Origin of the sequence: Siculibacillus lacustris (genome assembly GCF_004328075.1) — a bacterium.
In the GTDB taxonomy this organism is placed as follows: domain Bacteria; phylum Pseudomonadota; class Alphaproteobacteria; order Rhizobiales; family Ancalomicrobiaceae; genus Siculibacillus; species Siculibacillus lacustris.
In genome coordinates, this window is the sequence record NZ_SJFN01000023.1 from 18,002 (window position 1) to 44,138 (window position 26,137).

General features: G+C 69.3%; 19 protein-coding genes and 1 riboswitch. Of the genes, 15 read left to right on the plus strand and 4 right to left on the minus strand.

Annotation, left to right across the window (positions count from 1 at the left end):
* Position 1 precedes the first annotated feature (1 nt).
* The 10 genes from tolB to serA all read left to right on the plus strand — a co-directional run bounded on the left by tolB (position 2) and on the right by serA (position 14,401).
* Positions 2-1,378: a Tol-Pal system beta propeller repeat protein TolB gene (gene tolB, locus EYW49_RS15105; protein WP_131310425.1), complete on the plus strand. Its 1,377-nt coding sequence runs from the start codon at positions 2-4 to the stop codon at positions 1,376-1,378.
* A 231-nt stretch (positions 1,379-1,609) separates the two neighbouring features.
* Complete coding sequence (gene pal / locus EYW49_RS15110; RefSeq protein ID WP_131310426.1) at positions 1,610-2,116, plus strand: peptidoglycan-associated lipoprotein Pal; 507 nt, start codon at positions 1,610-1,612, stop codon at positions 2,114-2,116.
* 300 nt (positions 2,117-2,416) lie between these two features.
* Positions 2,417-3,412 carry a tol-pal system protein YbgF gene (ybgF, locus tag EYW49_RS15115; protein WP_165498274.1) on the plus strand — a complete coding sequence of 332 codons (996 nt, stop codon included), beginning with the start codon at positions 2,417-2,419 and terminating at the stop codon, positions 3,410-3,412.
* Complete coding sequence (gene tilS / locus EYW49_RS15120) at positions 3,399-4,724, plus strand: tRNA lysidine(34) synthetase TilS (protein ID WP_165498275.1); 1,326 nt, start codon at positions 3,399-3,401, stop codon at positions 4,722-4,724. The genes ybgF and tilS overlap by 14 nt, the downstream gene beginning before the upstream one ends.
* Before the next feature lie 135 nt (positions 4,725-4,859).
* Complete coding sequence (ftsH, locus tag EYW49_RS15125; protein WP_131310429.1) at positions 4,860-6,788, plus strand: ATP-dependent zinc metalloprotease FtsH; 1,929 nt, start codon at positions 4,860-4,862, stop codon at positions 6,786-6,788.
* Between the two features lie 203 nt (positions 6,789-6,991).
* Positions 6,992-8,344: a nucleobase:cation symporter-2 family protein gene (locus EYW49_RS15130; RefSeq protein WP_131310430.1), complete on the plus strand. Its 1,353-nt coding sequence runs from the start codon at positions 6,992-6,994 to the stop codon at positions 8,342-8,344.
* Between the two features lie 164 nt (positions 8,345-8,508).
* Complete coding sequence (glmM, locus tag EYW49_RS15135; protein ID WP_131310431.1) at positions 8,509-9,855, plus strand: phosphoglucosamine mutase; 1,347 nt, start codon at positions 8,509-8,511, stop codon at positions 9,853-9,855.
* A gap of 582 nt (positions 9,856-10,437) precedes the next feature.
* Entirely contained in the window at positions 10,438-11,313 is an 876-nt protein-coding gene (locus tag EYW49_RS15140) for an outer membrane protein (RefSeq protein WP_131310432.1), read from the plus strand.
* Positions 11,314-11,514: 201 nt separating this feature from the next.
* A complete protein-coding gene (locus EYW49_RS15145; protein WP_131310433.1) occupies positions 11,515-12,681 on the plus strand; it encodes a phosphoserine transaminase in 1,167 nt (388 codons plus the stop codon).
* 133 nt (positions 12,682-12,814) lie between these two features.
* On the plus strand, positions 12,815-14,401 hold the full coding sequence (gene serA / locus EYW49_RS15150; RefSeq protein WP_131310434.1) for a phosphoglycerate dehydrogenase: 1,587 nt from the start codon (positions 12,815-12,817) through the stop codon (positions 14,399-14,401).
* Positions 14,402-14,469: 68 nt separating this feature from the next.
* Here the strand turns inward: serA and EYW49_RS15155 are convergent, their stop codons facing one another.
* The 3 genes from EYW49_RS15155 to EYW49_RS15165 form a co-directional block, all read right to left on the minus strand.
* Positions 14,470-15,372, minus strand: coding sequence for a DMT family transporter (locus EYW49_RS15155; protein WP_131310435.1), 903 nt, complete (start codon positions 15,370-15,372; stop codon positions 14,470-14,472).
* An 86-nt stretch (positions 15,373-15,458) separates the two neighbouring features.
* A complete protein-coding gene (locus EYW49_RS15160; RefSeq protein WP_131310436.1) occupies positions 15,459-16,361 on the minus strand; it encodes a DMT family transporter in 903 nt (300 codons plus the stop codon).
* A 108-nt stretch (positions 16,362-16,469) separates the two neighbouring features.
* Complete coding sequence (locus tag EYW49_RS15165; protein WP_131310437.1) at positions 16,470-17,408, minus strand: GGDEF domain-containing response regulator; 939 nt, start codon at positions 17,406-17,408, stop codon at positions 16,470-16,472.
* Positions 17,409-17,830: 422 nt separating this feature from the next.
* On the opposite strand from EYW49_RS15165, the gene EYW49_RS15170 reads away from it, so the two are divergent.
* From EYW49_RS15170 to EYW49_RS15190, 5 genes are all read left to right on the plus strand, one after another.
* Positions 17,831-19,126, plus strand: coding sequence for an adenylosuccinate synthase (locus tag EYW49_RS15170; RefSeq protein WP_131310438.1), 1,296 nt, complete (start codon positions 17,831-17,833; stop codon positions 19,124-19,126).
* 213 nt (positions 19,127-19,339) lie between these two features.
* Positions 19,340-20,761 (plus strand): hypothetical protein, encoded by a 1,422-nt coding sequence (locus EYW49_RS15175; protein ID WP_131310439.1) that lies wholly within the window; start codon positions 19,340-19,342, stop codon positions 20,759-20,761.
* Positions 20,762-20,795: 34 nt separating this feature from the next.
* The gene (gene panB, locus EYW49_RS15180; protein ID WP_131310440.1) at positions 20,796-21,605 is read left to right on the plus strand and encodes a 3-methyl-2-oxobutanoate hydroxymethyltransferase; all 810 of its coding nucleotides are present in this window, start codon (positions 20,796-20,798) and stop codon (positions 21,603-21,605) included.
* An 86-nt stretch (positions 21,606-21,691) separates the two neighbouring features.
* A riboswitch (TPP riboswitch) is annotated at positions 21,692-21,802 on the plus strand.
* Between the two features lie 65 nt (positions 21,803-21,867).
* Positions 21,868-22,722 carry an ABC transporter permease gene (locus EYW49_RS15185; RefSeq protein ID WP_131310441.1) on the plus strand — a complete coding sequence of 285 codons (855 nt, stop codon included), beginning with the start codon at positions 21,868-21,870 and terminating at the stop codon, positions 22,720-22,722.
* A gap of 25 nt (positions 22,723-22,747) precedes the next feature.
* Positions 22,748-23,692: an ABC transporter substrate-binding protein gene (locus tag EYW49_RS15190; protein ID WP_131310442.1), complete on the plus strand. Its 945-nt coding sequence runs from the start codon at positions 22,748-22,750 to the stop codon at positions 23,690-23,692.
* A 592-nt stretch (positions 23,693-24,284) separates the two neighbouring features.
* Here the strand turns inward: EYW49_RS15190 and EYW49_RS15195 are convergent.
* Positions 24,285-26,096 (minus strand): ABC-F family ATP-binding cassette domain-containing protein, encoded by a 1,812-nt coding sequence (locus EYW49_RS15195; RefSeq protein ID WP_131310443.1) that lies wholly within the window; start codon positions 26,094-26,096, stop codon positions 24,285-24,287.
* Positions 26,097-26,137 lie beyond the last annotated feature (41 nt).

The following is a 26,137-nucleotide window of genomic DNA, read 5'->3' on the forward strand; positions in this document are numbered from 1 at the left end:
CATGATCGCAACTCCGACTTCCGCTCCGCTGCGCGCAGCCGGAGACCGTTCGCTCTTCGGCCGCATGGCGCGCCTGTCGACCGCCGCGTTGGTGGCGCTCGCCACCGTCGCCGGTGCCCTGGTGGCCGGCGCGGGTCCCGCCGCGGCGCAGCTCAAGATCACCGTCACCCCCGGCGCGGCGTTCCAGCCGATGCCGATCGCGGTGCCGGAGTTCGCCGGTGATCCGACGCTCGGCGCGCAGGTGGCACAGATCGTCGCCGCCGACCTCAAGGCTTCGGGCTATTTCACGGTGCTCGATCCCGCCTCCTATCTGGAGCGCAGCGTCGGCGCCGGGGTGACGCCGAACTTCAACAACTGGCGCGGCATCAATGCTCAGGCGCTGGTCGCCGGCACGGTCGCCCAGACCGGCGGGCAGATCCAGGCTCAGGTCCGGGTGTGGGACGTGTTCGGCGGCACCCAGCTGGTCGGCTCGCAGTTCGGCACCTCGCCGGACGCGGTGCGCCGCCTCGCCCACATCGTCGCCGACGCGGCCTATGCGCAATTGACCGGCTTCAAGGGCTTCTTCGACAGCCGCATCGTCTACGTCGACGAGACCGGGCCGAAGACCAACCGGGTCAAGCGGCTGGCGATCATGGACTGGGACGGGGCCGGGGTGCGCTACCTCACCCGCGGCCAGGAACTGGTGCTGACCCCGCGCTTCTCGCCGTCCAACCAGCAGGTCGCCTACATGGCCTACGGCGCCGGCGACCCCAAGGTGTTCATCCTCAACGTCGCCACCGGCGCCCGCCAACTGCTCGGCGACTTCGCCAACATGACCTTCAGCCCGCGCTTCTCGCCGGACGGCGGACGTCTGGTGTTCTCGATGCAGAAGGACGGCAACGCCAACATCTTCCAGATGGACCTTTCGGGACGCGGCGTGACCCAGCTGACCTCGGGCGCGTCGATCGACACCTCGCCGTCGTTCTCGCCGGACGGTTCGCAGATCGTGTTCGAGAGCGACCGCGGCGGCGTGCAGCAGCTCTATGTGATGGATCGCGGCGGCGGCGGCGCCAAGCGCATCTCCTTCGGCGCCGGGCGCTACGCCACGCCGGTGTGGTCGCCCGATCCCGACAATCCGTTCATCGCCTTCACCAAGCAGGACGGCAGCGGCTTCAAGATCGGCGTGATGAAGCCCGACGGCTCGGGCGAGCGGATCCTCGCCGACGGCTTCCACAACGAAGGCCCGACCTGGGCGCCCAACGGCCGCTACGTGATGTTCTTCCGCGAAGGCGGCGGCGAGTCGCAGCTGTGGCTGGCCGACGTCACCGGTCATGTCCTGACGCCGATCAAGACCCCGGGCGGCGCTTCGGATCCGGCCTGGTCGCCGCTGCTCAAGTGAGACATTCGGGCAACAGTCCAGACACGTCGCGGGCCTCCCCGGAACCGCCGGGCCTGCGACACCTTTCCACCATGTTCGGATCGCTACCGTCGACTTCGGACGACGAGGCCTCGGGCGCGGCGGAAAACCGCCGAATCAAGGTTTCGTTCACCACGTTTCTGCACCCCGGTTTAACCACGGTCCGTTAGGGATACCGGCAGGTCATCGGGTCCATCCGAAGGAGCATACGGGATGTCGATTGAAATGGGCTTCGTTCGCGGCGTGAAGTTCGCGGCGATCATCGCGGCGACGCTGACGCTCGGCGCCTGCGCCAGCCAGCAGGACAGCGCTGGCGACGGCGCCGGCGGTCTCGGTGGCGCCGGTGCGGCGACGCCGGGCAGCCAGCAGGACTTCGTGGTCAACGTCGGCGACCGCATCTTCTTCGCCAACGATTCGTCGGACGTCGCCGCCGAGGCGCGCACCACCCTCGACCGTCAGGCCGGCTGGCTCGCCAAGTATCCGCGCTACGCCGTGACCATCGAAGGTCATGCCGACGAGCGCGGCACCCGCGAATACAACATCGCGCTCGGCGCCCGCCGCGCCGCCGCCGCCCGCGACTACCTGATCTCGCGCGGCGTGCCGTCGACCCGGCTGAAGACCATCTCCTACGGCAAGGAACGCCCGGTCGCGGTCTGCGACGAGGAGAGCTGCTGGAGCCAGAACCGCCGCGCCGTCACGGTGCTCGGTGGCGCCAACTGATCTCGGCTCCGGCCCCGCGCGGGCCGGTGCGACGACCTGAAGCTGCGGCGGTCCCGGAACGGGGCCGCCGTCGGCATATCGGCGGCGATTGTCCCGTGAAATCCCATCGGCGGCCGAGGTCGGCCATGCGGCCGACAAACTTTGGCCGAAAGCGGCGCGCCATGTTAGGGAAATTCCCGAAAGACGCGCGGCTCCCGAGGGTCCCCGCGTGACGGGAAAGGAGCAATTTCGATCATGTCGGTTTGGACGAGAACGATGTTTCGAGGACCGGGGTGCCGTGGGGGAGGAACGATCGCGGTGATGTGCCTCGCGGTCCTCCTGGTGCTGGCGCCGGGTGGCCGTCCGGCGAGCGCCCAGGGCCTGTTCGGCGGCTCCGACGACGGCGATCGGCGCAATGCCGAGGTCGGCCTCCGGATGAACCAGATCGAGAATCAGATGCGCGGCCTCAACGGCCAGATCGAGCAACTGACCTTCCAGATCCGGCAGCTCCAGGATTCGATGACGCGGATGCAGAAGGACTACGAGTTCCGTCTGCAGGAGATCGAGAACGGCACGGCGCGGGCCGGGGCCGGTCGTCCGCCTCCGGCGCCGCCGCCGCAGAAGCGGTCGGACGTCGCGCCGAGCGGCGCCGACGCGGTGATGGCGGCGGCCCCGACCGGGATGCCGCCGAACGCCATGTCGGCCCCGGAGACGACCCGGGCCGCGCCGCGCGGGGCGCCGCCGGCCTCGCTCGGCCAGCTGTCGTCGAACGATCCGATCGGCGGGATCATCGGTACCGCGCCGCTCGACCTCGGGGCGACCGCCCAGCCGGGCGTCGCCACGGAAGGCCGCAGCGTCGGGCCGATCACCGATCCGACGATGGCCGCGGTGCCGCCGGGGGTCGATCCGCGCTACGCCTCGGTGCCGCCGACCGCCAGCCCGCGCGACGAATACGACGCGGCCTACGGTTACATCCTCAACGGCGAATACGCGCTGGCCGAAACCAGCTTCAAGACCTTCCTGGCCAACCATCCGACCGACCGGCGGATCGGCAGCGCCCAGTTCTGGCTCGGCGAGAGCTACTATGCCCGCGCCCGCCACAAGGAGGCGGCCGACGCCTTCCTCAAGAGCTACACCCAGTTTCCCGACGGTGCCAAGGCGCCGGACAGCCTGCTGAAGCTCGGCCTGGCGCTCACCGGCCTCGGCGAGAAGAAGGCCGCCTGCGCCTCCTGGGACGAGCTGCTGGTCAAGTACCCGAAAGCCGCCAAGGCCGTGCGCGATCGCGCCGCGGCCGAGAAGACCCGTGTCAAGTGCTGACGACGCCCCCGTCTCGGACCGTGAGGCCGCGCAATTGTTCGCGCCGCTCCGAGACCGCGCCGGCGTCGCCCTCGGCGTTTCCGGGGGCGCCGATTCCTCCGCTCTCCTTCATCTCTGGGCCCGTGCCCGCACCGTCGACCCCGCCCTGCCGCCGGCAATGGTGCTGAGCGTCGACCATCGGTTGCGCGCCGAATCGGCCACCGAGGCGGCGATCGTCGCCGCCCGCGCCGCGGCTCTCGGCCTTCCCCATCAAACCCTCGCCTGGACCGGCCCCAAGCCCGCCGGCGATCTGCAGGCCTCCGCCCGCCGCGCCCGCCGGGCGCTGATGCGCGACGCGCTCGAAGCGCGCGGCTGGGACACCCTGGTGCTCGCCCATCACGCCGACGATCAGGCCGAGACCTTCCTGGCGCGTCTGGCGCGCGGCAGCGGCGTGGTCGGGCTGGCGGCGATGGCGCCGTTGCACCGCGCCGAGGGGATGTGGATCGCCCGGCCGTTCCTGGCGCTGCCCAAGCGGCGGCTGACGGCGACGCTGACCGCGGCCGGCATCGACTGGATCGAAGACCCGTCCAACGCCGATCGGCGGTTCGACCGGGCGCGGTGGCGGGCGGCGATGCCCGATCTCGCCGCCCTGGGGCTGACGCGCGAGCGCCTGGTGGCGACGGCGCGGGCGATGGCCCGGGCGGCGGTGGCCCTCGACGGGCTCGGCGAGGCGCTCACGGCTACCGCGGAAGTCGTGCATCCGGCCGGCTGGACGACCCTCGACGCCGCGACCTGGGCGGCGGCCCCGGAGGAGATCCGCCTGCGCTGCCTGTCGCGGGCGATCGCCCGGGTCGGCGGTGGCGACTACGGACCGCGCCTCGACGACGTCGAACGGCTCGATGCGGCGCTGATCGGCGCGCGCGCCGGGGGCTCCGCCCTGGTGCGGACCCTCGGCGGGGTACGGATCGAACTGCGGCGCGGGCTGGTGTGGCTGGCGCCGGAGGAGGGGCGGGTGGCCGCGCCGATCGAACTGCGGCCGGGGGCGTCGGCGTGGTGGGCCGGGCGGCGCCTGCGGCTCGCGTGGGAAGCCCCGGGAATGGTGACCGTCGGGCTGCTCGGCGAGGCCGGGCGTGGGCGTCTCGATTCGGCGGCCTGGGGCCGGGCGAGCGCGCCCTCGGGCGTGCGGCCGTCGGCGAAGGTGATCGCCGCGGCGACCGCTTTGTCGGTCGACGGGCGTCTGGTGGCGGTGCCGGGGCTCGGTTGGCGGGCCCCGGACGCGGTCCACGACTGGTCGGGCGCGCTGTTCGGAGCCGATTGCGCGGCGGATCGCTAACGAAATCGACAGTCCTTGGTCGATGGTCCGTGTGGTCATCTTGGCATTCGCCCCGGCGAGACCTATCTTCGCAGGAACGAGATGTGGGTCGGCTGGCGCCAGCTACGGCGTGTCGCGGTCGAAATGGGATCACCGATGAACGCCAATTTCCGGAATTTCGCCCTCTGGGTGATCATAGGACTGCTGCTGATCGCGCTGTTCCAGCTGTTCCAGAACCCGGGCCGCACCGCGGGGACGAACGACGTGTCGTTCTCGCAGTTCCTCGACGACGTCGAGGCCGGCAAGGTCAAGCAGGTGGTGATCACCGACCAGCAGATCACCGGCAGCTACAAGGCCGCCGGCACGTTCCAGACCTATGCGCCCAACGGCGCGCAGTTCTTCGACATCCTGCGGGCCAAGGACGTGGCCATCGCGGCGCGGCCGGCCGGCGAGAGCTTCAGCCTGATCGGCGCGCTGATCTCGTGGATGCCGATGCTGCTGATCATCGGCATCTGGCTGTTCGTGATGCGCCAGATGCAGGGCGGCGCCGGCGGCAAGGCGATGGGCTTCGGCAAGTCCAAGGCCAAGCTGCTGACCGAAGCCCACGGCCGCGTCACCTTCGAGGACGTCGCCGGCATCGACGAGGCCAAGGAAGATCTGATGGAGATCGTGGAGTTCCTCCGCGATCCGCAGAAGTTCCAGCGGCTCGGCGGGCGCATCCCGCGCGGCGTGCTGCTGGTCGGCCCTCCCGGTACCGGTAAGACGCTGACCGCCCGTGCGGTCGCCGGCGAGGCCAACGTGCCGTTCTTCACCATCTCGGGCTCCGACTTCGTCGAGATGTTCGTCGGCGTCGGCGCCTCCCGCGTCCGCGACATGTTCGAGCAGGCCAAGAAGAACGCGCCCTGCATCATCTTCATCGACGAAATCGACGCGGTCGGTCGCCATCGCGGCGCCGGCCTCGGCGGTGGCAACGACGAACGCGAGCAGACGCTGAACCAGCTGCTGGTCGAGATGGACGGCTTCGAACAGAACGAAGGCATCATCATCATCGCCGCCACCAACCGGCCCGACGTGCTCGATCCGGCGCTGCTGCGTCCCGGCCGTTTCGACCGTCAGATCACCGTGCCCAATCCGGACGTCAACGGCCGCGAGAAGATCCTCAAGGTCCATGTCCGCAAGGTGCCGGTGGCGCCCGACGTCGATCTGCGCGTGCTGGCGCGCGGCACCCCCGGCTTCTCAGGCGCCGATCTGATGAACCTCGTCAACGAGGCCGCGCTGCTCGCCGCCCGGCGCAACAAGCGCATGGTCACCATGGCGGAGTTCGAAGACGCCAAGGACAAGGTGATGATGGGCGCCGAGCGCAAGTCGATGGCCATGTCCGAAGAGGAGAAGCGGCTCACCGCCTATCACGAGGCGGGACACGCGATCGTCGGTCTCGCCGTGCCGCTCGGCTGGCCGGTGCACAAGGCGACGATCATCCCGCGCGGTCGGGCGCTCGGCATGGTCGCCTATCTCCCGGAGGGCGATCGCTATTCGACCAAATACGTCGAGTTCACCTCGCGCCTGACCTCGGCGATGGGCGGACGCGCGGCGGAAGAGCTGACCTTCGGCAAGGAGAACATCACCTCGGGTGCGGCCTCCGACATCGAACAGGCGACCAAGATGGCCCGCGCCATGGTGATGCGCTTCGGCTATTCCGACGAACTCGGAACCGTGGCCTACGGCGACAACCAGGAAGAGGTGTTCCTCGGTTATTCGATGGGCCGCCAGACCACCATGTCGGAATCGACCGCCCAGAAGATCGACAGCGAAGTGCGGCGCATCGTCGAGCAGGCCTATCGCGAGGCCAAGCGCATCCTCACCGAACGCCACGACCAGTTCGTGCGCGTTGCGGAAGCGCTGCTCGAATACGAGACGCTGAGCGGCGAGGACATCAAGGACATCCTCGACGGCAAGCCGCCGAAGCGCGACGGCGGTGACGACACCGCGACGCCGCGTTCCTCGGCGGTGCCGCCGGCCGGGTCCAAGGGCCGCGACGCCAAGGGTGGCGAGCCGGAAGGCGGCGTGGTGCCGCAGCCGAGCTGACGGCGAGCCGTCGTCCCCGAGCCTTTCCGCGCCTCATTCGACGCCCGCCCCCTCCGGCGGGCGTCGTCGTGTCCGGGGGGCGACGAAAGTCGCGCGCGAGGATGGCCCCGGGTTTGCTAAGTCGGCGGACGAAGGGGGTGATCTCGCCGGGTCCGAAGGGCGGGCCGGGGGCCGCGCCCGAGGAAGTTCGGAGGGAATTCGCCATGTCCGTCGTGTCCGCCGTCGACGAACGGCTGCCGCTGCCGCGCCTGACGGCGCTCGGGCTCCAGCACGTGCTGGTGATGTATGCCGGTGCGGTGGCGGTGCCGTTGATCGTCGGACGCGCCCTGAAACTGCCGCCGGATCAGGTGGCGCTGCTGATCAACGCCGATCTGTTCGCCGGCGGCATCGCCACGCTGATCCAGGCCTGGGGCCTGCCGGGAGTGGGTATCCGCCTGCCGGTGATGATGGGCGTGACCTTCGCCTCGGTCGGACCGATGATCGCGATCGGTGCGGCGCCGGACCTCGGACTGCTGACGATCTACGGGTCGGTGATCGTCGCCGGCCTGTTCGGGCTGCTGATTGCCCCCTTCGTGAGCCGTCTGTTGCCTCTTTTTCCGCCGGTGGTGACCGGGACGATCATCACGGTGATCGGCATCTCGCTGATGCGGGTGGGGGTCAACTGGGCCGGCGGCGGCATCGGCAACCCGAGTTTCGGTGATCCGCTCTATCTCGGCGTCGCCGCCTTCGTGCTGTTCGTCATTCTCGCGCTGGCCAAATACGGCAGCGGCTTCCTCGCCGCCGTCTCGGTGCTGATCGGCATCGTCGTCGGCTGCGTGGTGGCGACGGCGCTCGGCCAGATGCATTTCGACAAGGTCGCCTCCGCCCCGTGGTTCGGGCTGATCCTGCCGTTCCAGTTCGGCGTGCCGAAGTTCGACGTCGCCTCGGCGCTGACCATGTGTCTGGTGATGGTGGTGGTGATGATCGAATCGACCGGCATGTTCCTGGCGGTCGGCGAGATGACCGGGACCCCGGTCGACGAGGCCAAGCTCACCCGGGGCCTGCGCGCCGACGGGCTCGGCACGTTGATCGGCGGCATCTTCAACACCTTCCCCTACACGTCCTTCTCCCAGAACGTCGGTCTGGTCGGCATCACCGGGGTCAAGTCGCGCTGGGTGGCGGTGGTCGGCGGCCTGATCATGCTGGTGCTCGGTCTGGTGCCGAAGCTCGCGGCGCTGGTCGAGGCGGTGCCGCAGTTCGTGCTCGGCGGCGCCGGCCTGTGCATGTTCGGCATGGTCGCGGCGACCGGCATCCGCATCCTGTCGGGGGTCGACTTCAAGGCCCGCAAGAACGATCTGCTGATCGTCGCCCTGTCGATCGGTTTCGGCATGATCCCGCTGGTCGCGCCGAAGTTCTTCGACCGCATGCCCAATGCGATGCATCCGCTGCTCGAATCGGGGATCCTGTTGGCCTCGATCTCGGCGGTGGCGCTCAACGCCTGGTTCAACGGGGTCCGCGGCGCGGCCGATCCGCTCGCAGCGGCGGCGCAGGCGGCCAAGGCGGTCGACCACGCCTGATCGCGCGTCGTCGGCAACGGCGAAGCAAACTTTCGTCATCGACCGGGGGCGGTCCTGGAATTCCGCCCTCGGTATCTTTCCGTCCCTGACGCGATGATATAGCGAGTACCGGTGAATTGGACTCGCGGATTGCGGGTCTGCCTGTCGATGGGAACCGGGGACAGATGGCTGGGAAATATTTCGGGACCGACGGTATCCGCGGCCGCGCCAATCGGTGGCCGATCACGCCGGATCTGGCGATGCGGGTGGCGATGAGCGTCGGTCTGGTGTTCCAGCGTGGTCGGCACCGCCACCGGGTGGTGATCGGCAAGGACACACGACTGTCGGGCTACATGATCGAGACGGCGATGGTCGCCGGATTCACCGCGGTCGGCGTCGACGTGTTCATGACCGGCCCGATCCCGACACCGGCGGTGGCGATGTTGACGCGCTCCCTGCGTTGCGATTTCGGGGTGATGATCTCGGCCTCGCACAATCCTTACGAAGACAACGGCATCAAGATCTTCGGCCCGGACGGCTACAAGCTCTCCGACGAGATCGAAGCGGAGATCGAGGCTCTGGTCGACCAGGACCTCGGGTCGCGGCTGGCCGGTTCGGCGGATCTCGGACGGGCCAAGCGCATCGACGGCGTCCATGACCGCTACATCGAATTCGCCAAGCGGACGCTGCCGCGCAACCAGTCGCTGGCCGGTCTCAAGGTGGTGATCGATTGCGGCAACGGCGCCGCCTATCGGGTGGCGCCGGAAGCGCTGTGGGAACTCGGGGCCGAAGTCCATCGGATCGGTACCGAGCCGGACGGGTTCAACATCAATCTCGACTGCGGCTCGACCGCACCGCTGGCGCTGCAGAAGAAGGTCGTCGAGATCGGTGCCGACATCGGCATCGCGCTGGACGGCGACGCCGACCGGGTGATCATCGTCGACGAGAAGGGCCATCTGGTCGACGGCGACCAGTTGATGGCGCTGGTGGCCGAGAGCTTCGCCGAAGACGGCCGGCTGGCGCGGCGCGGTGTGGTGGCGACGGTGATGTCCAATCTCGGACTCGAACGCCATCTCGCCGGCCTCGGCCTCGAACTGGTGCGCGCCAAGGTCGGCGACCGCTATGTGGTCGAGCAGATGCGGGCGGGCGGTTACAACGTCGGCGGCGAGCAGTCGGGCCACATCGTGCTGTCCGACTACGGCACCACCGGCGACGGACTGATCGCGGCGTTGCAGGTCCTCAGCGTGGTGCAACGCCAGGGCCGCTCGGTCTCGGAAGTGTGCCATCGCTTCGAACCGGTGCCGCAGATTCTCGAGAACATCCGCTTTTCCGGCGGCCGGCCGCTCGACGCGGCGCCGGTGATCGCGGCGATCGCCGCCGGCGAGAAGCGCCTCGCCGGAATCGGGCGGCTGGTGATTCGCCCTTCGGGCACCGAGCCGCTGATTCGGGTGATGGGTGAAGCCGACGACGGCGTGTTGCTGCGCGACGTCGTCGACGACATCGTCGGGGCGGTGCGCAAGGTCGCGGGCTGAGGCCCACGACCCGAGCCGGCGGGGCCGTCGCGCGAGCCTCGGCCCGGCCGGTCCGCGCCGACGGTTCGCCCTCGGAGCGGGCGGTGATCGCGCCGCATCTACCTGCAAATCATTCCGATTTTTGGTGCGGGCGGGTTTTCGCCCGACGGCCGGGTCGTCGTCGCGCACCGGCGGGTCGCCGGCGTTCGGTGGGCGGCGGCGCGGCCGCGCGATCGCGTGCGTGTGTCGTGGTTAAAGGACACGGTTAAGTCTCCCTTAAGATTTACGCGCCATTATCCACGAGTTGGGATCGCCGATGCTTCGGGCGGGGTGATCGCGACGCGAGGGGGGCCTCGGCGGATTGGTGACGATCCTTTGTGACCGTTCAACTCGGAGTAATCCGAGCCTATAGCGGTAAAGCGTCGCCATCGTCGAAATTCACCCGAACTCTCGATGTGTATTTTTCGTGCAGAATTCCGAGTATGTGCGAAAAAATCTCGGCTGTTTACGACGTTTTAACCATGGTCATGTTGGAGTGACCTTCAGTAAGCCGGACGGGAACGGCATTCGAAGAAACGCTCCAGACGAGACGGGATCTCACCCATGAACAAGATCGCGATTCACCTCTTGGCCGCAACGGCCCTTCTCGGCTTCGGCGCGGAGACGATGGCGGCCGACTTGGGTGGTGGCTTCCGCGGCCCGAGTGTCGTGCAGCCGCTTTCGGATCCGGCGGCGACGTCGAGCGGCTGGTACCTGCGCGGCGACGTCGGGGTCGACTTCGGCACCAAGTCGAAGTTCAAGGCCACCGAAGACAGCTACGTCAAGACGACGACCGAGGACAAGGTCGGCACCACCGGCACGATCGCCCTCGGCATCGGCTACCAGTTCAATTCCTATCTGCGTGGCGACATCACCGGCGAGATGTTCGGGACCCGCAACACCACCGGGTCGGTCGCCTTCACCGGCGGCAGTGTCGCCAACGGGTTGACCGCCAACCAGAACCTCTATGCGGGCCGCCTGTCGTCGATGCTGTTCCTGGCCAACGCCTATGTCGACCTCGGCAAGTATTCCGGCCTCACGCCCTATGTCGGCGCCGGTGTCGGTGCAGTGCACCACTCGCTGTCGATGAGCGAAGGCTCCCACTGGGATCGCCTGACCAATCCGCTCGGGACGCTGGCCGCGTCGGGCAACGACGTCGGCATCTTCAAGGGCAGCGACAAGTGGAACTTCGCCTGGGCGCTCCATACCGGCGTGTCCTACGACCTCGCGTCGAACCTCAAGCTCGACGTCGGCTACAGCTACAAGGATCTGGGCGGCATCAAGGAGAACGGTGGGTCGGTCTGTGCCAACAGCTACTGCCCGGACGACTCGTTCAACCTGAAGCGGATCGCGGTGCACGACGTGCACGTCGGCGCCCGCTGGATGCTCGACCCGGTCGCCAAGACCCCGGCCTATGCGCCGGTGGTGGCCAAGTACTGATCGCATCGACAGCACCATCGACGGGGGGAGGGCGTGGACCGCAGGGTCCGCGCCCTCTTCGTATCGGGCGGCGGACGGGGCTTCGTGAAATTCCTCATGACAGCGGTGGCGTGCGGTTGCGTTTGTCGGACAAACCGGCTACCAGCGTCGGCGGGACACCCTTCCCCACCGAAGGGCACCCATCTGAAAGGATGGTCTGACATGACGACGAATACCCGTCCGGGCGCCAAGCCCGTTTCGCCGAATTTCTCCTCCGGCCCCTGCGCCAAGCGCCCCGGATGGAGCCTCGAAGCCCTCTCGGGCGCCCTCGTCGGCCGGTCGCACCGCGCCAAGCCGGGCAAAGCCAAGCTCCAACTCGCCATCGATCTGACCCGCGACGTCCTCGGCGTGCCGGCGGACTACAAGATCGGCATCGTTCCGGCCTCCGACACGGGCGCCGTCGAAATGGTGCTGTGGTCGGTGCTCGGCGCCCGCGGCGTCGATCTGCTCGCCTGGGAGTCCTTCGGCGAGGGTTGGGTCACCGACGTCGTCAAGCAGCTCAAGCTCACCGACGCGCGCACCTTCACCGCCCCCTACGGCGAGCTGCCGGATCTGACCCAGGTCGACACCGCGACCCGCGACGTGGTGTTCACCTGGAACGGCACCACCTCCGGCGTCCGCGTGCCGAACGCCGACTGGATCGCCGCGGACCGCGAAGGCCTGACCATCTGCGACGCGACCTCGGCCGCCTTCGCGCAGGACCTCGACTGGGCCAAGCTCGACGTCGTCACCTTCTCCTGGCAGAAGGTGCTGGGCGGCGAAGCCGCGCACGGCATGCTGATCCTCAGTCCGCGCGCCGTCGCCCGCCTCGAGAGCTACAAGCCGGCGTGGCCGCTGCCCAAGATCTTCCGTATGACCAAGGGCGGCAAGCTGATCGACGGCATCTTCGTCGGCGAGACGATCAACACCCCGTCGATGCTGGCGGTCGAGGATTATCTCGACGCGCTGAAGTGGGCGCAGTCGGTCGGCTCGCTCGCCGGCCTGATGGCCCGCGCCGAGGCCAACACCAAGGTCATCGCCGACTGGGTGGCGGCGTCGAAGGCCTTCGCCTTCCTGCCCAAGGACCCGGCGACCCGCTCCAACACCTCCGTCTGCCTGTCGATCGTCGACGCCGACGTGGTGGCCAAGGGGGCGGACGCGGTGGCCAAGGTCGCCAAGGCGATCGTCTCGGCGCTCGACAAGGAGGGCGTCGCCTACGACATCGGCGCCTATCGCGACGCCCCGGCCGGTCTGCGCATCTGGTGCGGCGCCACGGTCGAGGCGGCCGACGTGGTCGCGCTCACCCATTGGCTCGACTGGGCCCTGGCGGAAGCCAAGGCGACGCTCTGATCGCGTGCGCTTCTCCGGCGGACGGCCCCCGGCCGTCCCCGGACCCCGATCTCCGGTAATTTCGAATGTCCCGTTTCCGGTGTCGACGCGGCGTGCCGAGGCTCGCCCGCGACCCAACCCCCGAGGTGCTCCCATGGCTCCGCGCGTTCTGATCTCCGATTCGCTGTCCACCGCCGCCGTGCAGATCTTCAAGGATCGCGGCATCGACGTCGACTACCTGCCGGATCTCGGCAAGGACAAGGAAAAGCTCGCCGAAGTGATCGGCGACTACGACGGCCTCGCCATCCGCTCGGCGACCAAGGTCACCGCCAAGCTGCTGGAGAAGGCGACCCGCCTCAAGGTGGTCGGCCGCGCCGGCATCGGCGTCGACAACGTCGACATCCCCGCGGCTTCGGCCAAGGGCGTGATCGTCATGAACACCCCCTTCGGCAATTCGATCACCACCGCCGAACACGCCGTGGCGCTGATGTTCGCGCTGGCCCGCGAGATCCCCGCCGCCGACGCCTCGACCCAGGCCGGCAAGTGGGAGAAGAACAAGTTCATGGGCGTCGAGATCACCGGCAAGACGCTGGGGATCATCGGCTGCGGCAACATCGGCTCGATCGTCGCCGAGCGCGGCGTCGGCCTGAAGATGCGGGTGGTCGCCTTCGATCCGTTCCTGTCGCCGGAGCGGGCGATCGAACTCGGCGTCGAGAAGGTCGAGCTCGAGGATCTCCTGAAGCGCGCCGACTTCATCACCCTGCACACGCCGCTGACCGACAAGACCCGCAACATCCTGTCGGCCGAGAACATCGCCAAGACCAAGAAGGGCGTGCGGATCATCAACTGCGCCCGCGGCGGTCTGGTCGACGAGGTGGCGCTGCGCGCCGCGCTCGACTCCGGCCACGTGGCGGGTGCCGGCTTCGACGTCTTCACCGAGGAACCGGCCAACGCCAACCCGTTGTTCGGCCACAAGAACGTGGTGGCGACGCCGCATCTCGGGGCGTCCACCTCGGAGGCCCAGGAGAACGTCGCGCTGCAGGTCGCCGAACAGCTGTCCGACTACTTGCTGAAGGGCGCGGTGACCAACGCTCTCAACATGCCGTCGGTGACGGCCGAGGAAGCCCCCAAGCTCACCCCGTTCGTGCGGCTGGCCGAACTGATCGGTTCCTTCGCCGGTCAGCTGACCGAGGACGGCATCACCGGCGTGCGCCTCGAATACGAGGGCGAAGTCTCGGAGATGAACACCCGGGCGCTCGGCGCCGCGGCGCTGGCCGGCCTGCTCAAGCCGCAGCTCGACACCGTCAACATGGTGTCGGCGCCGGTGATGGCCAAGGAACGCGGCATCGCCGTCGAAGTGATGCGGCGCGAAGTGGCCGGGACCTACGACAGCCTGTTCCGCCTGGTGGTCAAGACGCCGAAGCTCGAGCGCTCGGTCGCCGGCACGGTGTTCGCCGACGGCAAGCCGCGCATCGTCGAGATCAAGGGCATCCAGATGGACGCCGAATTCCAGCCGTCGATGCTCTACGTCACCAACAAGGACAAGCCGGGCTTCATCGGCCGGCTCGGCACCCTGCTCGGGGCGCGCGGCGTCAACATCGCCACCTTCGCGCTCGGCCGGACCGCGGCGGGGGCGGATGCGATCGCGCTGATCGGCATCGACGCGGTGGCCGACGACGCGCTGCTCGCCGACGTGGCGAAGCTCGAGAACGTGGTGCAGGTCAAGCGCGTCACCTTCTGAGCGAAGCGGCTCCATTCGAACGATCGACGGCGGCGGGAGCGATCCCGCCGCCGTCGGCGTTTTCGGGGTCAGGCCCGTTCGGGCGCGCGTCGCCACCGGCGGAACAGGCGGCCGTCGATCGCCGCGAGGCCGAGACCGATCAGCGCGACGCCGACGAAATGTTGCGGGGCGGGACGCTCGCCGAGCACCACGATGCCGAGCAGGATGGCGCTGGGCGGAATCAGGAAGGTGACCAGGATGGTGTTGGTCGGGCCGACCAGGGTGGTCAGGCGGAAGAACAGGATATAGGCGACCGCCGTCGACAGGGCGGCGAGCGCCACCACCGCGGCGACCGCCGCAGCACTCGGCAACGGCTGGGTCCAGGGTCGATCGATCAACAGCACCGCCGGAGTCAGCAGGATCGTCGAACACAGCAGCTGGCCGGCGGCGGTGGCGATCGGTGGGCGGCCGCGGAAGCGGCGGCTCCACAGGGCGGAGAAGCCGTAGGACACCGCCGCGGCGAGGCAGGCGAGGTCGGCGGCGAGGTGGTCGCCGAGACCGGCCAGCGCGTCGAGGCCGACCAGAACCGCCACGCCGAGGAAAGCGGCGGCGATGCCGGCGGCCTTGAGCGGCGTCGCCTTGTCGTCGCGGGTGCACAGGTGGGCGATGATCACCCCGAAGATCGGCGTGGTCGCATTGAAGATCGAGGCCAGGCCGGCACCGATGGTGCGCTGGCCCCAGACGATCAGCACGAAGGGAATGATGTTGTTGAGGACGCCCATCACCAGATGATCGCGCCAGCCGCGGGCGTCCGCCGGCATCGCCACCCCGGTCAGGCGTGCGGCGATCAGCAGCAGTGCCGAGGCCAGCGCGACCCGCGACAGCACCACGGTGAGGGTCGGGATCTCGGCGACGGCGATGCGGTTGAACAGGAACGATCCGCCCCACAGGACGGAGAGGACCAGGAGCATTCCCCAGGCGCGGGTGGGCATGACGGTATCCGATCGCGGGAGGCGGAGAGCCGGTGGATCCGACACCTTCGGCGGTCCGGACGCCACCCGATTTTCGACCGGATCGCTCATCGCCGTTGGGCCAGGACGATTCCGACCATCACCAGAGCGAGGCCGGCGCCCTGGTACCAGCCGAAGGGCTCGCCGAGGAAGGCGACCGCCATGGCGGCGCCGAAGATCGGGATCAGATTGATGAACACGCCGGCGCGCCCCGGGCCGATCAGTTCGACGCCGCGGATGAAGAAGATCTGGGCCACGAAGGACGGGAAGATGGCGATCAGCGCGGTCAGCAGCCAGCCCCTGGGAGTCGGCCAAGTGACGGGCAAGATCGCCGCCTCGGCGAGCGTCAGGGGCAGCGAGGTCAGGAAGGCGACACCGGCCATGGCGGTGAAGAAGGAGAGGGCGCCGACCGCCGGGCGATCCTCGAGGCCGACGGCATAGATCGCATAGAGGATGGTGGCGGCGACCATGAACAGGTCACCGAGATTGAAGGCGAGGGTCCGCGCCACCTCGAAATTGCCGCGGGTGGCGACGAAGGCGACGCCGACCAGCGTCAGGGTCATGCCCACCGCCTGGGCGCCGCCGATCGGCCGACCCCGCGCCACGAAGGCGAAGGAGAACACGAACAACGGCATGGCGCCCTGGATGATCGACATGTTGGCGCCGGTGGTGAAATGCGCGGCGGCGTAGAACAGGGCGGTGAAGCCGGTGTAGCCGGTCAGGCCGAGCAGCAGCAGCAGCCCGAGGCGGGTGCGCAACTGCGGCCAGTCGGCGGCGAAGCCGCGGCGGTTGATCACCAGCAGCACCGCCGCGACGATCGCCCAGCGCAGGCTGACCAGCAACATCGGCGCGATCTCGCCGACCGCCAGACGCCCCATCACGGTGTTGGCGCCCCACTGCAGGGAGGCCAGCGTCAGGATCAGATAGGGACGACGCAGGAAGGAGGCGAGGACGGCTCGCGCATCGGACATGGCACCCGCCGCTCGGTCGAGGAGGTTTCACCGGCGAGAGAAGCCGAGGCGGGGGGGCGTTGTAAAGCGCTCCCTGTCGCAGAGGAGGGGCCCACGACCGGCGTCGGCTCAGCAGGCCAGCAAGATGGTCTGGGGATGGGCGGGCTCGGCGGAGCGGCGCTCGGCGTAGGACGCGCCCTGAGCGGCGATGGCGCGGTTGCGACCGCTGGTCTTGGCGGCATAGAGGGCGACGTCGGCGTTCTTCAGCAACAGGTCGACCGACTGGCCCGGCACATGTTCGGCGACCCCCAGCGACACGGTGATCGCCACCGCGCCCATCGGCAGGCGAATCGGCCGCTCCTGGAGGGCCAGCCGCAGGCGTTCGGCCTCGTGATAGGCGTCGAGCAGATCCCAGCCTTCGAGCAGCAGCGCGAATTCCTCGCCGCCGATCCGCGCCGGATGGCCGGGGCAGCGGCGCAGCGCGGCGGCCACCACGCGCAGCACCACGTCGCCGGAATCGTGGCCCCAGGTGTCGTTGACCGCCTTGAAGTGATCGATGTCGAACATCACCATCGACAGCGGTTCGCTGCCGTCGGCGCGGTGACAGGCGGCGCCGGCGCGTTCGAAGAACTCCCGCCGGTTGGGCAGGTCGGTCAGCGGATCGATGGTGGCGAGGCGAATCAGCTCGCGCTGGGCGTGGGTCATGCGCTCGGCGGCGCGCAGCCGGGCATAGAGTTCGGTGGCGATCGGCGGTTTGGTGATGAAGTCGTCGGCGCCCGAATCGAGCGCCTCGATCAGGCGGTCGCGGTCATGACTCGACGACATCGCCACGACGTAGATCGGGCGGCCGCCGTTGGCGATGAGGCGTGCTTCCCAGCACAGCTCCAGTCCCGAGACATTGGGAATCTCGAAGCTGGTCATCAGCACGTCGATGTCTTCGTCGCCACGCAGGCATTCGAGGGCGGCGGCGCCGTCGGAAAACGGCAGCACACAGTGCCCGCCGTCGACGAGCATCTTGGTCATCAGTTTCAGGCCGATCCGGCTGGGATCCACCAGTACTATCCGCATCGAAGATCGTCTTCGTATTCGGGAGGAAGGGTCGGGATCGTCGCGTCGAATCGGATGGAATGACGCGGTGCCTGCTCTGATGGCGCGCCGTCCATTAGGGGCGGGAGTCGTTACGGTTCCGTTGCGTAATCGCACGAAGCGCATGGCAATTCCTGCAGCTCCGGCACGGCCGATCGTCGCGCGTTCGGGCGGTTTCACCGCCCCGACATGGGGTCGCGCGGCCCGGGGAATGCGGTTATAGTCCGCGCGCTCCTGCCGACCCGCCGATCGCGGCGCGGAACGGGCAGGTTCGGTCGGATCGCGGGGCGCGCGCAGGTTGCGTCCGCCGCCGAATGCGTCGGCCTCGCCGGGTCGGCGCGCGGCGACGTCGGCCGACTTCGTGCGAACGTCCGGCATCGGCTCCGGACCCAGGAAAGAGAGACATGGCCAACGTAGTGGTGGTGGGGTCGCAGTGGGGCGACGAGGGTAAGGGCAAGATCGTCGACTGGTTGTCGGAGCGCGCCGACGTGGTGGTGCGCTATCAGGGCGGCCACAACGCCGGCCATACGCTGGTGATCGACGACGTCTCCTACAAGCTGTCGCTGTTGCCCTCGGGCGTGGTGCGTCCGGGCAAGCTCGGGGTGATCGGCAACGGTGTGGTGCTCGACCCCCATGCGCTGGTCGCGGAGATCGGGCGTCTGGCGGTACAGGGCGTGGTGGTCGGTCCGGCCAATCTGCGGATCGCCGAGAACTGCGCGCTGATCCTGTCGCTGCATCGCGAACTCGACCAGGCCCGCGAGGCCGCCGCCAGCGCCGGCGCGCGCATCGGCACCACCGGCCGCGGCATCGGCCCGGCCTATGAGGACAAGGCCGGTCGGCGGGCGATCCGCCTCACCGATCTCGCCGATCCCACGACCCTGCCGGCCAAGATCGACCGGCTGTTGACCCATCACAACGCACTGCGGCGCGGCCTCGGCCTGCCGGAAGTGGCGCCGCAGACCCTGATCGACGAACTGATCTCGGTGGCGCCGCAGGTGCTGCCGTTCATGGACGTGACCTGGAAGCTGCTCGACGAGCGGCGCCGGGCGGGTGCGCGGATCCTGTTCGAAGGCGCCCAAGGGGCGCTGCTCGACGTCGATCACGGCACCTATCCCTTCGTGACCTCGTCCAACACGGTGTCCGGTCAGGCCGCCGCCGGCTCCGGCCTTGGGCCGCGGGCGATCGGCTATGTGCTCGGCATCACCAAGGCCTATACGACGCGGGTCGGCGGTGGTCCCTTCCCGACCGAGCTCGACGACGAGATCGGCGAGTTCCTCGGCACCAAGGGCCACGAATTCGGCACGGTCACCGGGCGCAAGCGGCGCTGCGGCTGGTTCGACGCGGTGCTGGTGCGCCAGACGGTGCGGGTCTCGGGGATCGACGGCATCGCGTTGACCAAGCTCGACGTGCTCGACGGGCTCGACGAGATCAAGGTCTGCGTCAAATATCTGCTCGACGGCCGCGAGATGGACCATCTGCCGGCGTCGCAGTTCGAGCAGGCGCGGGTCGTGCCGGTCTACGAATCGATACCCGGGTGGAAGGAGTCCACCCGCGGCGCGCGCAGCTGGGCCGATCTGCCGGCCGAGGCGGTCAAGTACGTGCGTCGCGTCGAGGAACTGATCGGCGCGCCGGTGGCGATGCTGTCGACCAGCCCGGAGCGCGAAGACACGATCCTGGTCCAGGATCCGTTCAGCGACTGAGCCCGCGGAGTCGGCCCCGGCGCGAATCGTCGCGGGCCGGCCGTTCGGCGGGTTCCGTTTTGCCGCGAGGATCGATAGGTTCGCGGGAGAGGATACCCGCCGCGTGGCTGCGCGCGGCGGCAGAACGAGAAGATCTCGAGATCCGACGACCGCCGGTGCGGTTTCTCGGCGGGCGTGGCGGCCCGGCGGGGCGGATCTCTTCAGAGGCGGCTGATGGCTGACTATCATGCGATCTTGAAACGGGCGATCTCGTCGCTGCCCTCGCCGACCGGCGAGGCGCGGCGGGCGGTCTACGAGAAGGCTCGGACCGCACTGGTCAATCAGCTGAAGTCCTTCGATCCGCCGCTCGGCGCTTCGGAGATCACGCAGCAACGCCTGCAGCTCGAAGACGCCATCCGCAAGGTCGAATCGGAAGCGGCCAAGGGGCTGCTGCGCGCCAAGCCCGCGGCCCCCGCCGACCTGCCGGTCGCGGCCCCTGCGCCGGTCGAGGCCGCGCCGCCGCCCGCCGCCGCACCCCACCCCGTCGATCCGGCGCCCGGGGCCCCCTTCGTCGCCTCGCCGCCGCCCGGCGTGCCGCTGAAGAAGGTCGCCACCGCCGCGGACGCCGGCACCGCCGCCGAGGCCGGCCGGCAAAATCGCGAGCTCCTCACCGTCGCCGAACCGCCGCCCACCGCCTTCGCGCGCGAGACCACCGCGGTGAAGCCGGGACGCCCAGCCAAGCGTGCGCGCCGGCGTGATCCCATGGTCGGGGCCGGCCTGAAGGCGCGGCTGCCGGTGATCATCGGCGTGCTGGTGGCGATCCTGGTGATCGGCGTCGGCGTGGTCGCGCTGTGGTCGCAGCGCGAGGCGATCTCGGCCTTCTTCGGCTCGGCCAAGGCGCCGGCGGTCGATCTGGCGGCACGGTCGGCCGGCGACAAGCTGATCCCGAAGTCGACCGATCGGCTCGGCGCCGACGACACCGGCGCGAAAGCGGCGACGAACGGCGCCAAGCCGGTGCCGACCCAGATCATCACCCCCTCGCCGCAGTTGCAGGCGGCGGGCGGCGATGCGGTCAAACCCGATCCGGTGCCGCAGCAGGCGGTGCCGCTGGTCGCCCAGAGCGCCATCCTCTACGAGGAGGGCAAGGCCGGGGGCGGACAGGCGCAGATCTCGCCGGGCAAGGTGGTGTGGCAGGTCCAGCCCGATCCGACCGATCCCAAGCCCGGGGCGATGCTGCTCAAGGCGCGGGTCGAGATCCCCGACCGCAACGTCGTGGTGCTGATCCAGATGCACCCGAACGGCGACACCTCGTTCCCGGCCAGCCACATGGTCGAGATCAAGTTCAATCTGCCGCCGGACTTCGACGGCAAGTCGATCGGCAGCGTCCCCGGACTGATCATGAAGGCCTCGGAACAGGCGCGCGGCGACGCCCTGACCGGCGCCGCGGCCAAGGTCTCCGACAACTTCTTCTGGATCGCCCTGTCGGCGACCGAGGCCGACAAGCAGCGCAATCTGAAGTCGCTGCGCGAACGCGGCTGGATCGATCTGCCGGTGCTCTACGAGAGCGGCCGGCGGGCGATTCTGACCATCGAGAAGGGCAGCGCCGGCGAGCGGGCCGTCGCCGATGCACTCACCGCCTGGGGGCAGGGCGGGTGAGCGGCGCGGCCGCGCTCCGAAGGAGAAACCGTCGATGAGCCTCGTCGCCTCCGACAAGCGGCGCACCATCCGCGATGTCCGCGCCGCCAAGGGCGGGGCGCCGATCGTCTGCCTGACCGCCCATTCGGCGCCGATGGCGCGGATCCTCGACGCTCATGTCGATCTGCTGTTGGTCGGCGATTCGCTGGGCATGGCGGTCTACGGCTTTTCGAGCACTCTGCCGGTCACCCTCGACATGATGATCGCCCATGGCGCGGCGGTGGTGCGCGGCTCCAAGCGGGCGCTGGTGGTGATCGATCTGCCCTTCGCGACCTATCAGGAGAGCCCGGAACAGGCCTTCCGCAACGCCGCGCGGGTGATGGTCGAGACCGGCGCGCAGGCCGTGAAGCTCGAGGGCGGCACCGAGATGGCGCCGACCATCCGCTTTCTGACCCAGCGCGGCATTCCGGTGATGGCCCATGTCGGGCTGCTGCCGCAGTCGGTCAACGCTCAGGGCGGCTATCGCACCCAGGGACGCGCGGCGGAGGCCGCAGCAGCGATCGTCGCCGATGCGAGCGCGGTCGCCGAGGCCGGAGCCTTCTCGGTGGTGATCGAGGGGACGATGGAATCGGTGGCGCGCCGGATCAGTGGTGAACTGGCGATCCCGACCATCGGCATCGGCGCCTCGGTCGCCTGCGACGGCCAGATCCTGGTGACCGACGACCTGACCGGCCTGTTCCAGGACTTCACCCCGCGCTTCGTCAAACGCTACGCCGATCTCGCCGGCATCCTCGACGCGGCGGTCGCGGCCTATGCCGAAGACGTGCGTGAGCGCCGCTTTCCCGGGCCCGAACACGTGGTGTGACGGCCCCGCCGCAAACGGCGTCGTAAACGGGAATCTCGCCGAGCCTCGTCCCGACTTGCATCGTCGTCGCCTTTCCGTCATGGTCGGGGGGTTCCGAGGGGTGTTCTCGAGAGAGAACTGAGATGGCGCAATCCCGCGTCGAACCCTTCGAACCTGATCCGGGTCATGCCGGCGAAGGGACGGGACCTCAAATGACCGCCGCGACGCTTCCCCCCGGATCTCCATGTCTCGCCCCACCTCCCGTGTGGCGCCGGAGATCCTCATGTCCGAACCCCTGATCGTCCGTTCCGCGGCTTCGCCGTCGGTCCGTGCCGCGCGCGTGCCGGCCGCCGCGTCCCGTCGGCGCGGGTTCGCCGCGGCCGGCGGTGTCGGCTCCTTCGTCACCGTGCTGCTCGTCGGCGTGCTGCTGTGGTGGGCGGTGGTGCTGATCGCCGCGCCGCCGCCGTTCCTGCTGCCCGGTCCCGACCGGGTGGCGCGGGCGATCGTCGCCCATGCCGGGGACCTCTCCCAAGCGGGGGCGGTGACGCTCGTCGAGATCCTGCTCGGCTTCGCCTTCGGCGTGGTGCTCGGCGGGGCGACGGCGGTGGCGATGGCGCTGATGCCGTGGACGGCGCGGCTGATCCTTCCGGCGGTGGTGGTGGTCCAAGCGCTGCCGGTGTTCGCGATCGCCCCGGTCCTGGTGCTGTGGTTCGGCTTCGGTCTCGCCTCCAAGGTGGTGATGGCCAGCCTGGTGATCTTCTTCCCCGTGGCGTCGAGCCTGCACGAGGGCCTGTCGCGCACCGATTCGGGTCTGCTCGACCTCGCCCGGCTGCACGGCGCGACGCGGGCGCGCACGTTCGTGCTCATCCGCTGGCCGTCGGCGCGGCCGCAGCTGATCGCCGGCCTCAAGATGGCCGCCGGGGTGGCGCCGATCGGTGCGATCATCGGTGAATGGGTCGGCGCCTCGCAGGGGCTCGGCCTGATGATGATGCACGCCAACGCTCGGCTGCAGACCGACGTGATGTTCGCGGCGCTGGCCGTGCTCGCGGTGATCGCGCTCGCCGGCCGCGCCGCGGTCGACCTCCTCACCCGGCATTGGGCGCCCTGGGCGCCCGACACCGGCCTCACCCGTCTCTGACCGTCCTCCAGAACCAGGATCTGCCATGAACCGCTTCGCCGCCGCCCTCGGGCTCGCGTTCTCGCTCCTCGCCGCCCAGCCGGCCGCCGCCGCCGACAAATTGTCGGTGGTGCTCGACTGGTTCCTCAATCCCGACCATGCGCCGCTGGTGATCGCCCGCGACAAGGGGATGTTTTCGGCCCGTGGGCTCGAGGTCGAGCTGATCGCTCCGGCCGATCCGTCGGCGCCGCCGCGTCTGGTCGCCGCCGGTCAGGCCGACGTCGCGGTGACCTATCAGCCCGACCTGCACCTGTCGGTGAAGGAAGGGCTGGGGCTGGTCCGTTTCGCCACCCTGGTCGAGACGCCGCTCAACACGGTGATGGTGCTCGACGGCAGCCCGGTGAAGACCCTCGCCGACCTCAAAGGCCGCAAGATCGGCTATTCGGTGTCGGGCTTCGAGGACGCGGTGCTGGCGACCATGCTGGAGTCCGCCGGGGTCAAGCTCTCCGACACGACGCTGATCAACGTCAATTTCGCCCTGACCGCGGCGCTGCTGTCGGGTCAGGTCGACGCGGTGGTCGGGGGCTTCCGCAATTTCGAGGCGACCGAGATCGAGCTCGAGGGCAAGACCAAGGCGCGGGTGTTCTTTCCGGAAGAGCACGGCGTGCCGGCCTATGACGAGCTGATCTTCGCGGTGGCCAAAGCCAAGGCCGGCGATCCGCGCCTGCCGCGCTTCGTGGCGGCGCTCGAAGAGGCGACGTTGTGGGCGACCAACCATCCGGCGGAAGCCTGGGAGGTGCTGCGCAAGGCCGATTCCAAGCTCGACGACGAACTCAACAAGCGCGCCTTCTTCGACACCCTGCCGCGCTTCGCCAAGCGCCCGGGCGCGCTCGACGTCGCGCGTACGGAACGCTTCGCGGCTTACATGAAGGCGCGCGGGCTGATCGACGCGGTGCCGGCGATCGAGACTTATGCGGTGGTGGTGAAGTGACGAGGGCGGCCGAGGCGGCGCCTCGGCCGGGTTTTCCCGGAGGGATGGCGCGTTCCGAAGGCCATCGCCACAGGGTTCTCTCCCCCGTCGTGTACAACTCGATGATCGGGCGTCCCGCCCCCCTCCCTGCCCCTCCCCCTCGAGGGGGGGGACGCGGTGGATGGGGTGATTGGCCCTCGAAGAGCCACCGCGCCGCAATGGCTGGGCGGTGATGATCCGAAGGCCATCGCCACAGGGTCCTCTCCCCCCTCGAGGGGGAGAGACAGAGAGGGGGGTGCGGGGAGGATCAACCCGTTCCCACATCAGCGGAATTTGCAATGCGGATGCGCTGTGGCCCCCCCTCCCTGTCCCTCCCCCTCGAGGGGGGAGGGGACGCGGTGGCTGGGGCGTTCGGAATTCGAAGAGCCACCGCACCGTAACGGCCGAGCAGGGATGATCCGAAGGTCATTGCCACAGGGTCCTCTCCCCCCTCGAGGGGGAGAGACAGAGAGGGGGGCTCGGCCTTCGAGACGGAGAGGGGTGGCTCCGCCTCGCGGCTCCACGCTCCGCGCTCCTCGCGGCTCCCACATGAGGCGCCCCGCCGACGCCCCCCTCAGTCTTCCAGCTCTTCCCGCAGCATCTCCAGCGCCAGCCATTCGTCTTCGGCCGTCGCCAGCGCCGTGGCGGTCTCGTCGCAGGCCTTGGAGACGGCAGCGAAGCGGGCGGGATCGCGGGCGTAGAGCCCGGAATCGGCGAGCGCCGCGTGATGGCGGGCGAGGTCCTTCTGCAGTGCCTCGATGCGCGCCGGCAGGGTTTCCAGCGCGTGCTTCTCCTTGAACGACAGGCGGCGCTTCTTCGCCGGCTCGGTCGACGCCTCGGCGGGCGCCTTGGCGATGCGGGCCGGGGCGTCGGCCTTCTCGACCACCCGGGCGGCGACGCCGGCGCCGCGTTGCGACACCATGTCGGAATAGCCGCCGGCATATTCGACCCAGCGGCCGCCCGGCTCCGACATCACCACCGAGGTCACCACGCGGTCGAGGAAGTCGCGGTCATGGCTGACCACGATCACCGTGCCGGGATAGTCGCCGAGCATCTCCTCGAGCAGGTCGAGGGTCTCGAGGTCGAGGTCGTTGGTCGGCTCGTCGAGCACCATCAGGTTCGACGAACGGGCGAGCGCCCGCGCCAACATCAGCCGGCCGCGCTCGCCGCCCGACAGCACCGCCACCGGGGTGCCGGCCTGATCGGCGGAGAACAGGAAGTCCTTCATGTAGCCGATGACGTGGCGCATCTCGCCGCCGACCTCGACGGCATCGCCGGAGCCGCCGGTCAGGGTCTCGCGCAAGGTGCGCTCGGGATCGAGCGCCTCGCGCTTCTGGTCGAGCGTGACCATCTCGACCCCGGCGCCGATCGACACCCGGCCGGAATCCGGGGCGAGCTGGCCGGTCAGCAGCCCGAGCAGCGTCGATTTGCCGGTGCCGTTGGCGCCGACCACGCCGATGCGGTCGCCGCGGGCGATGCGGGCGGAGAAATCGGTGACGATCGGCCGGTCCCAGGCCTTGGACACCCCGACCGCCTCGATCACCAGCTTGCCCGACTGTTCGGCCTCGGTCAGCGTCATGCGCACCGTGCCCTGGGCGCCGCGATCGGTGCGCCGCTTCTCGCGCAGCGCCCCGAGCTCGCCGAGCCGGCGCTGGTTGCGCTTGCGCCGGGCGGTGACGCCGTAGCGCAGCCAGTCCATCTCCATGGCGATCTTGCGCTCGAGCTTGTGGCGCTCCTTCTCCTCGAGTTCGAGCAGTTCGTCGCGCCAGGCCTCGAAGCCGCCGAAGCCGCGGTCGACGCGGCGGGTGCGGCCGCGGTCGAGCCAGACGGTGATGCGCGACAGGTTCTGCAGGAAGCGACGATCGTGGGAGATCAGGACTTGCGCCGAGCGCATCGACTTCAACTCGGCTTCCAGCCATTCGATCGCCGGCAGGTCGAGATGGTTGGTCGGCTCGTCGAGCAGCAGCACGTCGGGCTCGGGCGCCAGGACACGCGCCAGCGCCGCCCGGCGGATCTCGCCGCCCGACAGGGTCTTGGGGTTCTCCTCGCCGGTCAGACCGAGGTCTTCGAGCAGGCGCAGGCAGCGGTGGGTGTCGTCGCCGGGTCCGAGGCCGGCCTCGACATAGGCCAGCGTGGTGGCGAAGGCCGAGAGGTCGGGCTCCTGCGGCAGATAGCGGATGGTGACGCCGCCCTGGACGACGCGTTCGCCGCCGTCGGACGCCAGCAGATCCGCGGCGACTTTGAGCAGGGTCGACTTGCCCGAGCCGTTGCGGCCGACCAGACAGATGCGGTCGCCCTCGTGGACCGCCAGTTCGGCGCCATCGAGGAGGGGCGGCCCGCCGAAGGTCAGGCGGATGTCGCGAAGCGTCAGGAGAGGTGCTGCCATGGCGCCTGAGTTAGCCGATCCCGGCGGCGAACGCCACGGTC

What these genes read in the sequence shown, in the direction of transcription:
- EYW49_RS15130 (WP_131310430.1), top strand. Translation starts at nt 6,992, where the DNA reads ATGTCCGTCGTGTCCGCCGTCGACGAACGGCTGCCGCTGCCGCGCCTG.
- tolB (WP_131310425.1), top strand. Translation starts at nt 2, where the DNA reads ATGATCGCAACTCCGACTTCCGCTCCGCTGCGCGCAGCCGGAGACCGT.
- EYW49_RS15155 (WP_131310435.1), bottom strand. Translation starts at nt 15,372, where the DNA reads ATGCCCACCCGCGCCTGGGGAATGCTCCTGGTCCTCTCCGTCCTGTGG.
- glmM (WP_131310431.1), top strand. Translation starts at nt 8,509, where the DNA reads ATGGCTGGGAAATATTTCGGGACCGACGGTATCCGCGGCCGCGCCAAT.
- EYW49_RS15190 (WP_131310442.1), top strand. Translation starts at nt 22,748, where the DNA reads ATGAACCGCTTCGCCGCCGCCCTCGGGCTCGCGTTCTCGCTCCTCGCC.
- EYW49_RS15195 (WP_131310443.1), bottom strand. Translation starts at nt 26,096, where the DNA reads ATGGCAGCACCTCTCCTGACGCTTCGCGACATCCGCCTGACCTTCGGC.
- EYW49_RS15170 (WP_131310438.1), top strand. Translation starts at nt 17,831, where the DNA reads ATGGCCAACGTAGTGGTGGTGGGGTCGCAGTGGGGCGACGAGGGTAAG.
- EYW49_RS15145 (WP_131310433.1), top strand. Translation starts at nt 11,515, where the DNA reads ATGACGACGAATACCCGTCCGGGCGCCAAGCCCGTTTCGCCGAATTTC.
- pal (WP_131310426.1), top strand. Translation starts at nt 1,610, where the DNA reads ATGTCGATTGAAATGGGCTTCGTTCGCGGCGTGAAGTTCGCGGCGATC.
- serA (WP_131310434.1), top strand. Translation starts at nt 12,815, where the DNA reads ATGGCTCCGCGCGTTCTGATCTCCGATTCGCTGTCCACCGCCGCCGTG.
- EYW49_RS15185 (WP_131310441.1), top strand. Translation starts at nt 21,868, where the DNA reads ATGTCCGAACCCCTGATCGTCCGTTCCGCGGCTTCGCCGTCGGTCCGT.
- ftsH (WP_131310429.1), top strand. Translation starts at nt 4,860, where the DNA reads ATGAACGCCAATTTCCGGAATTTCGCCCTCTGGGTGATCATAGGACTG.
- EYW49_RS15165 (WP_131310437.1), bottom strand. Translation starts at nt 17,408, where the DNA reads ATGCGGATAGTACTGGTGGATCCCAGCCGGATCGGCCTGAAACTGATG.
- EYW49_RS15175 (WP_131310439.1), top strand. Translation starts at nt 19,340, where the DNA reads ATGGCTGACTATCATGCGATCTTGAAACGGGCGATCTCGTCGCTGCCC.
- EYW49_RS15160 (WP_131310436.1), bottom strand. Translation starts at nt 16,361, where the DNA reads ATGTCCGATGCGCGAGCCGTCCTCGCCTCCTTCCTGCGTCGTCCCTAT.
- panB (WP_131310440.1), top strand. Translation starts at nt 20,796, where the DNA reads ATGAGCCTCGTCGCCTCCGACAAGCGGCGCACCATCCGCGATGTCCGC.
- EYW49_RS15140 (WP_131310432.1), top strand. Translation starts at nt 10,438, where the DNA reads ATGAACAAGATCGCGATTCACCTCTTGGCCGCAACGGCCCTTCTCGGC.
- ybgF (WP_165498274.1), top strand. Translation starts at nt 2,417, where the DNA reads ATGTGCCTCGCGGTCCTCCTGGTGCTGGCGCCGGGTGGCCGTCCGGCG.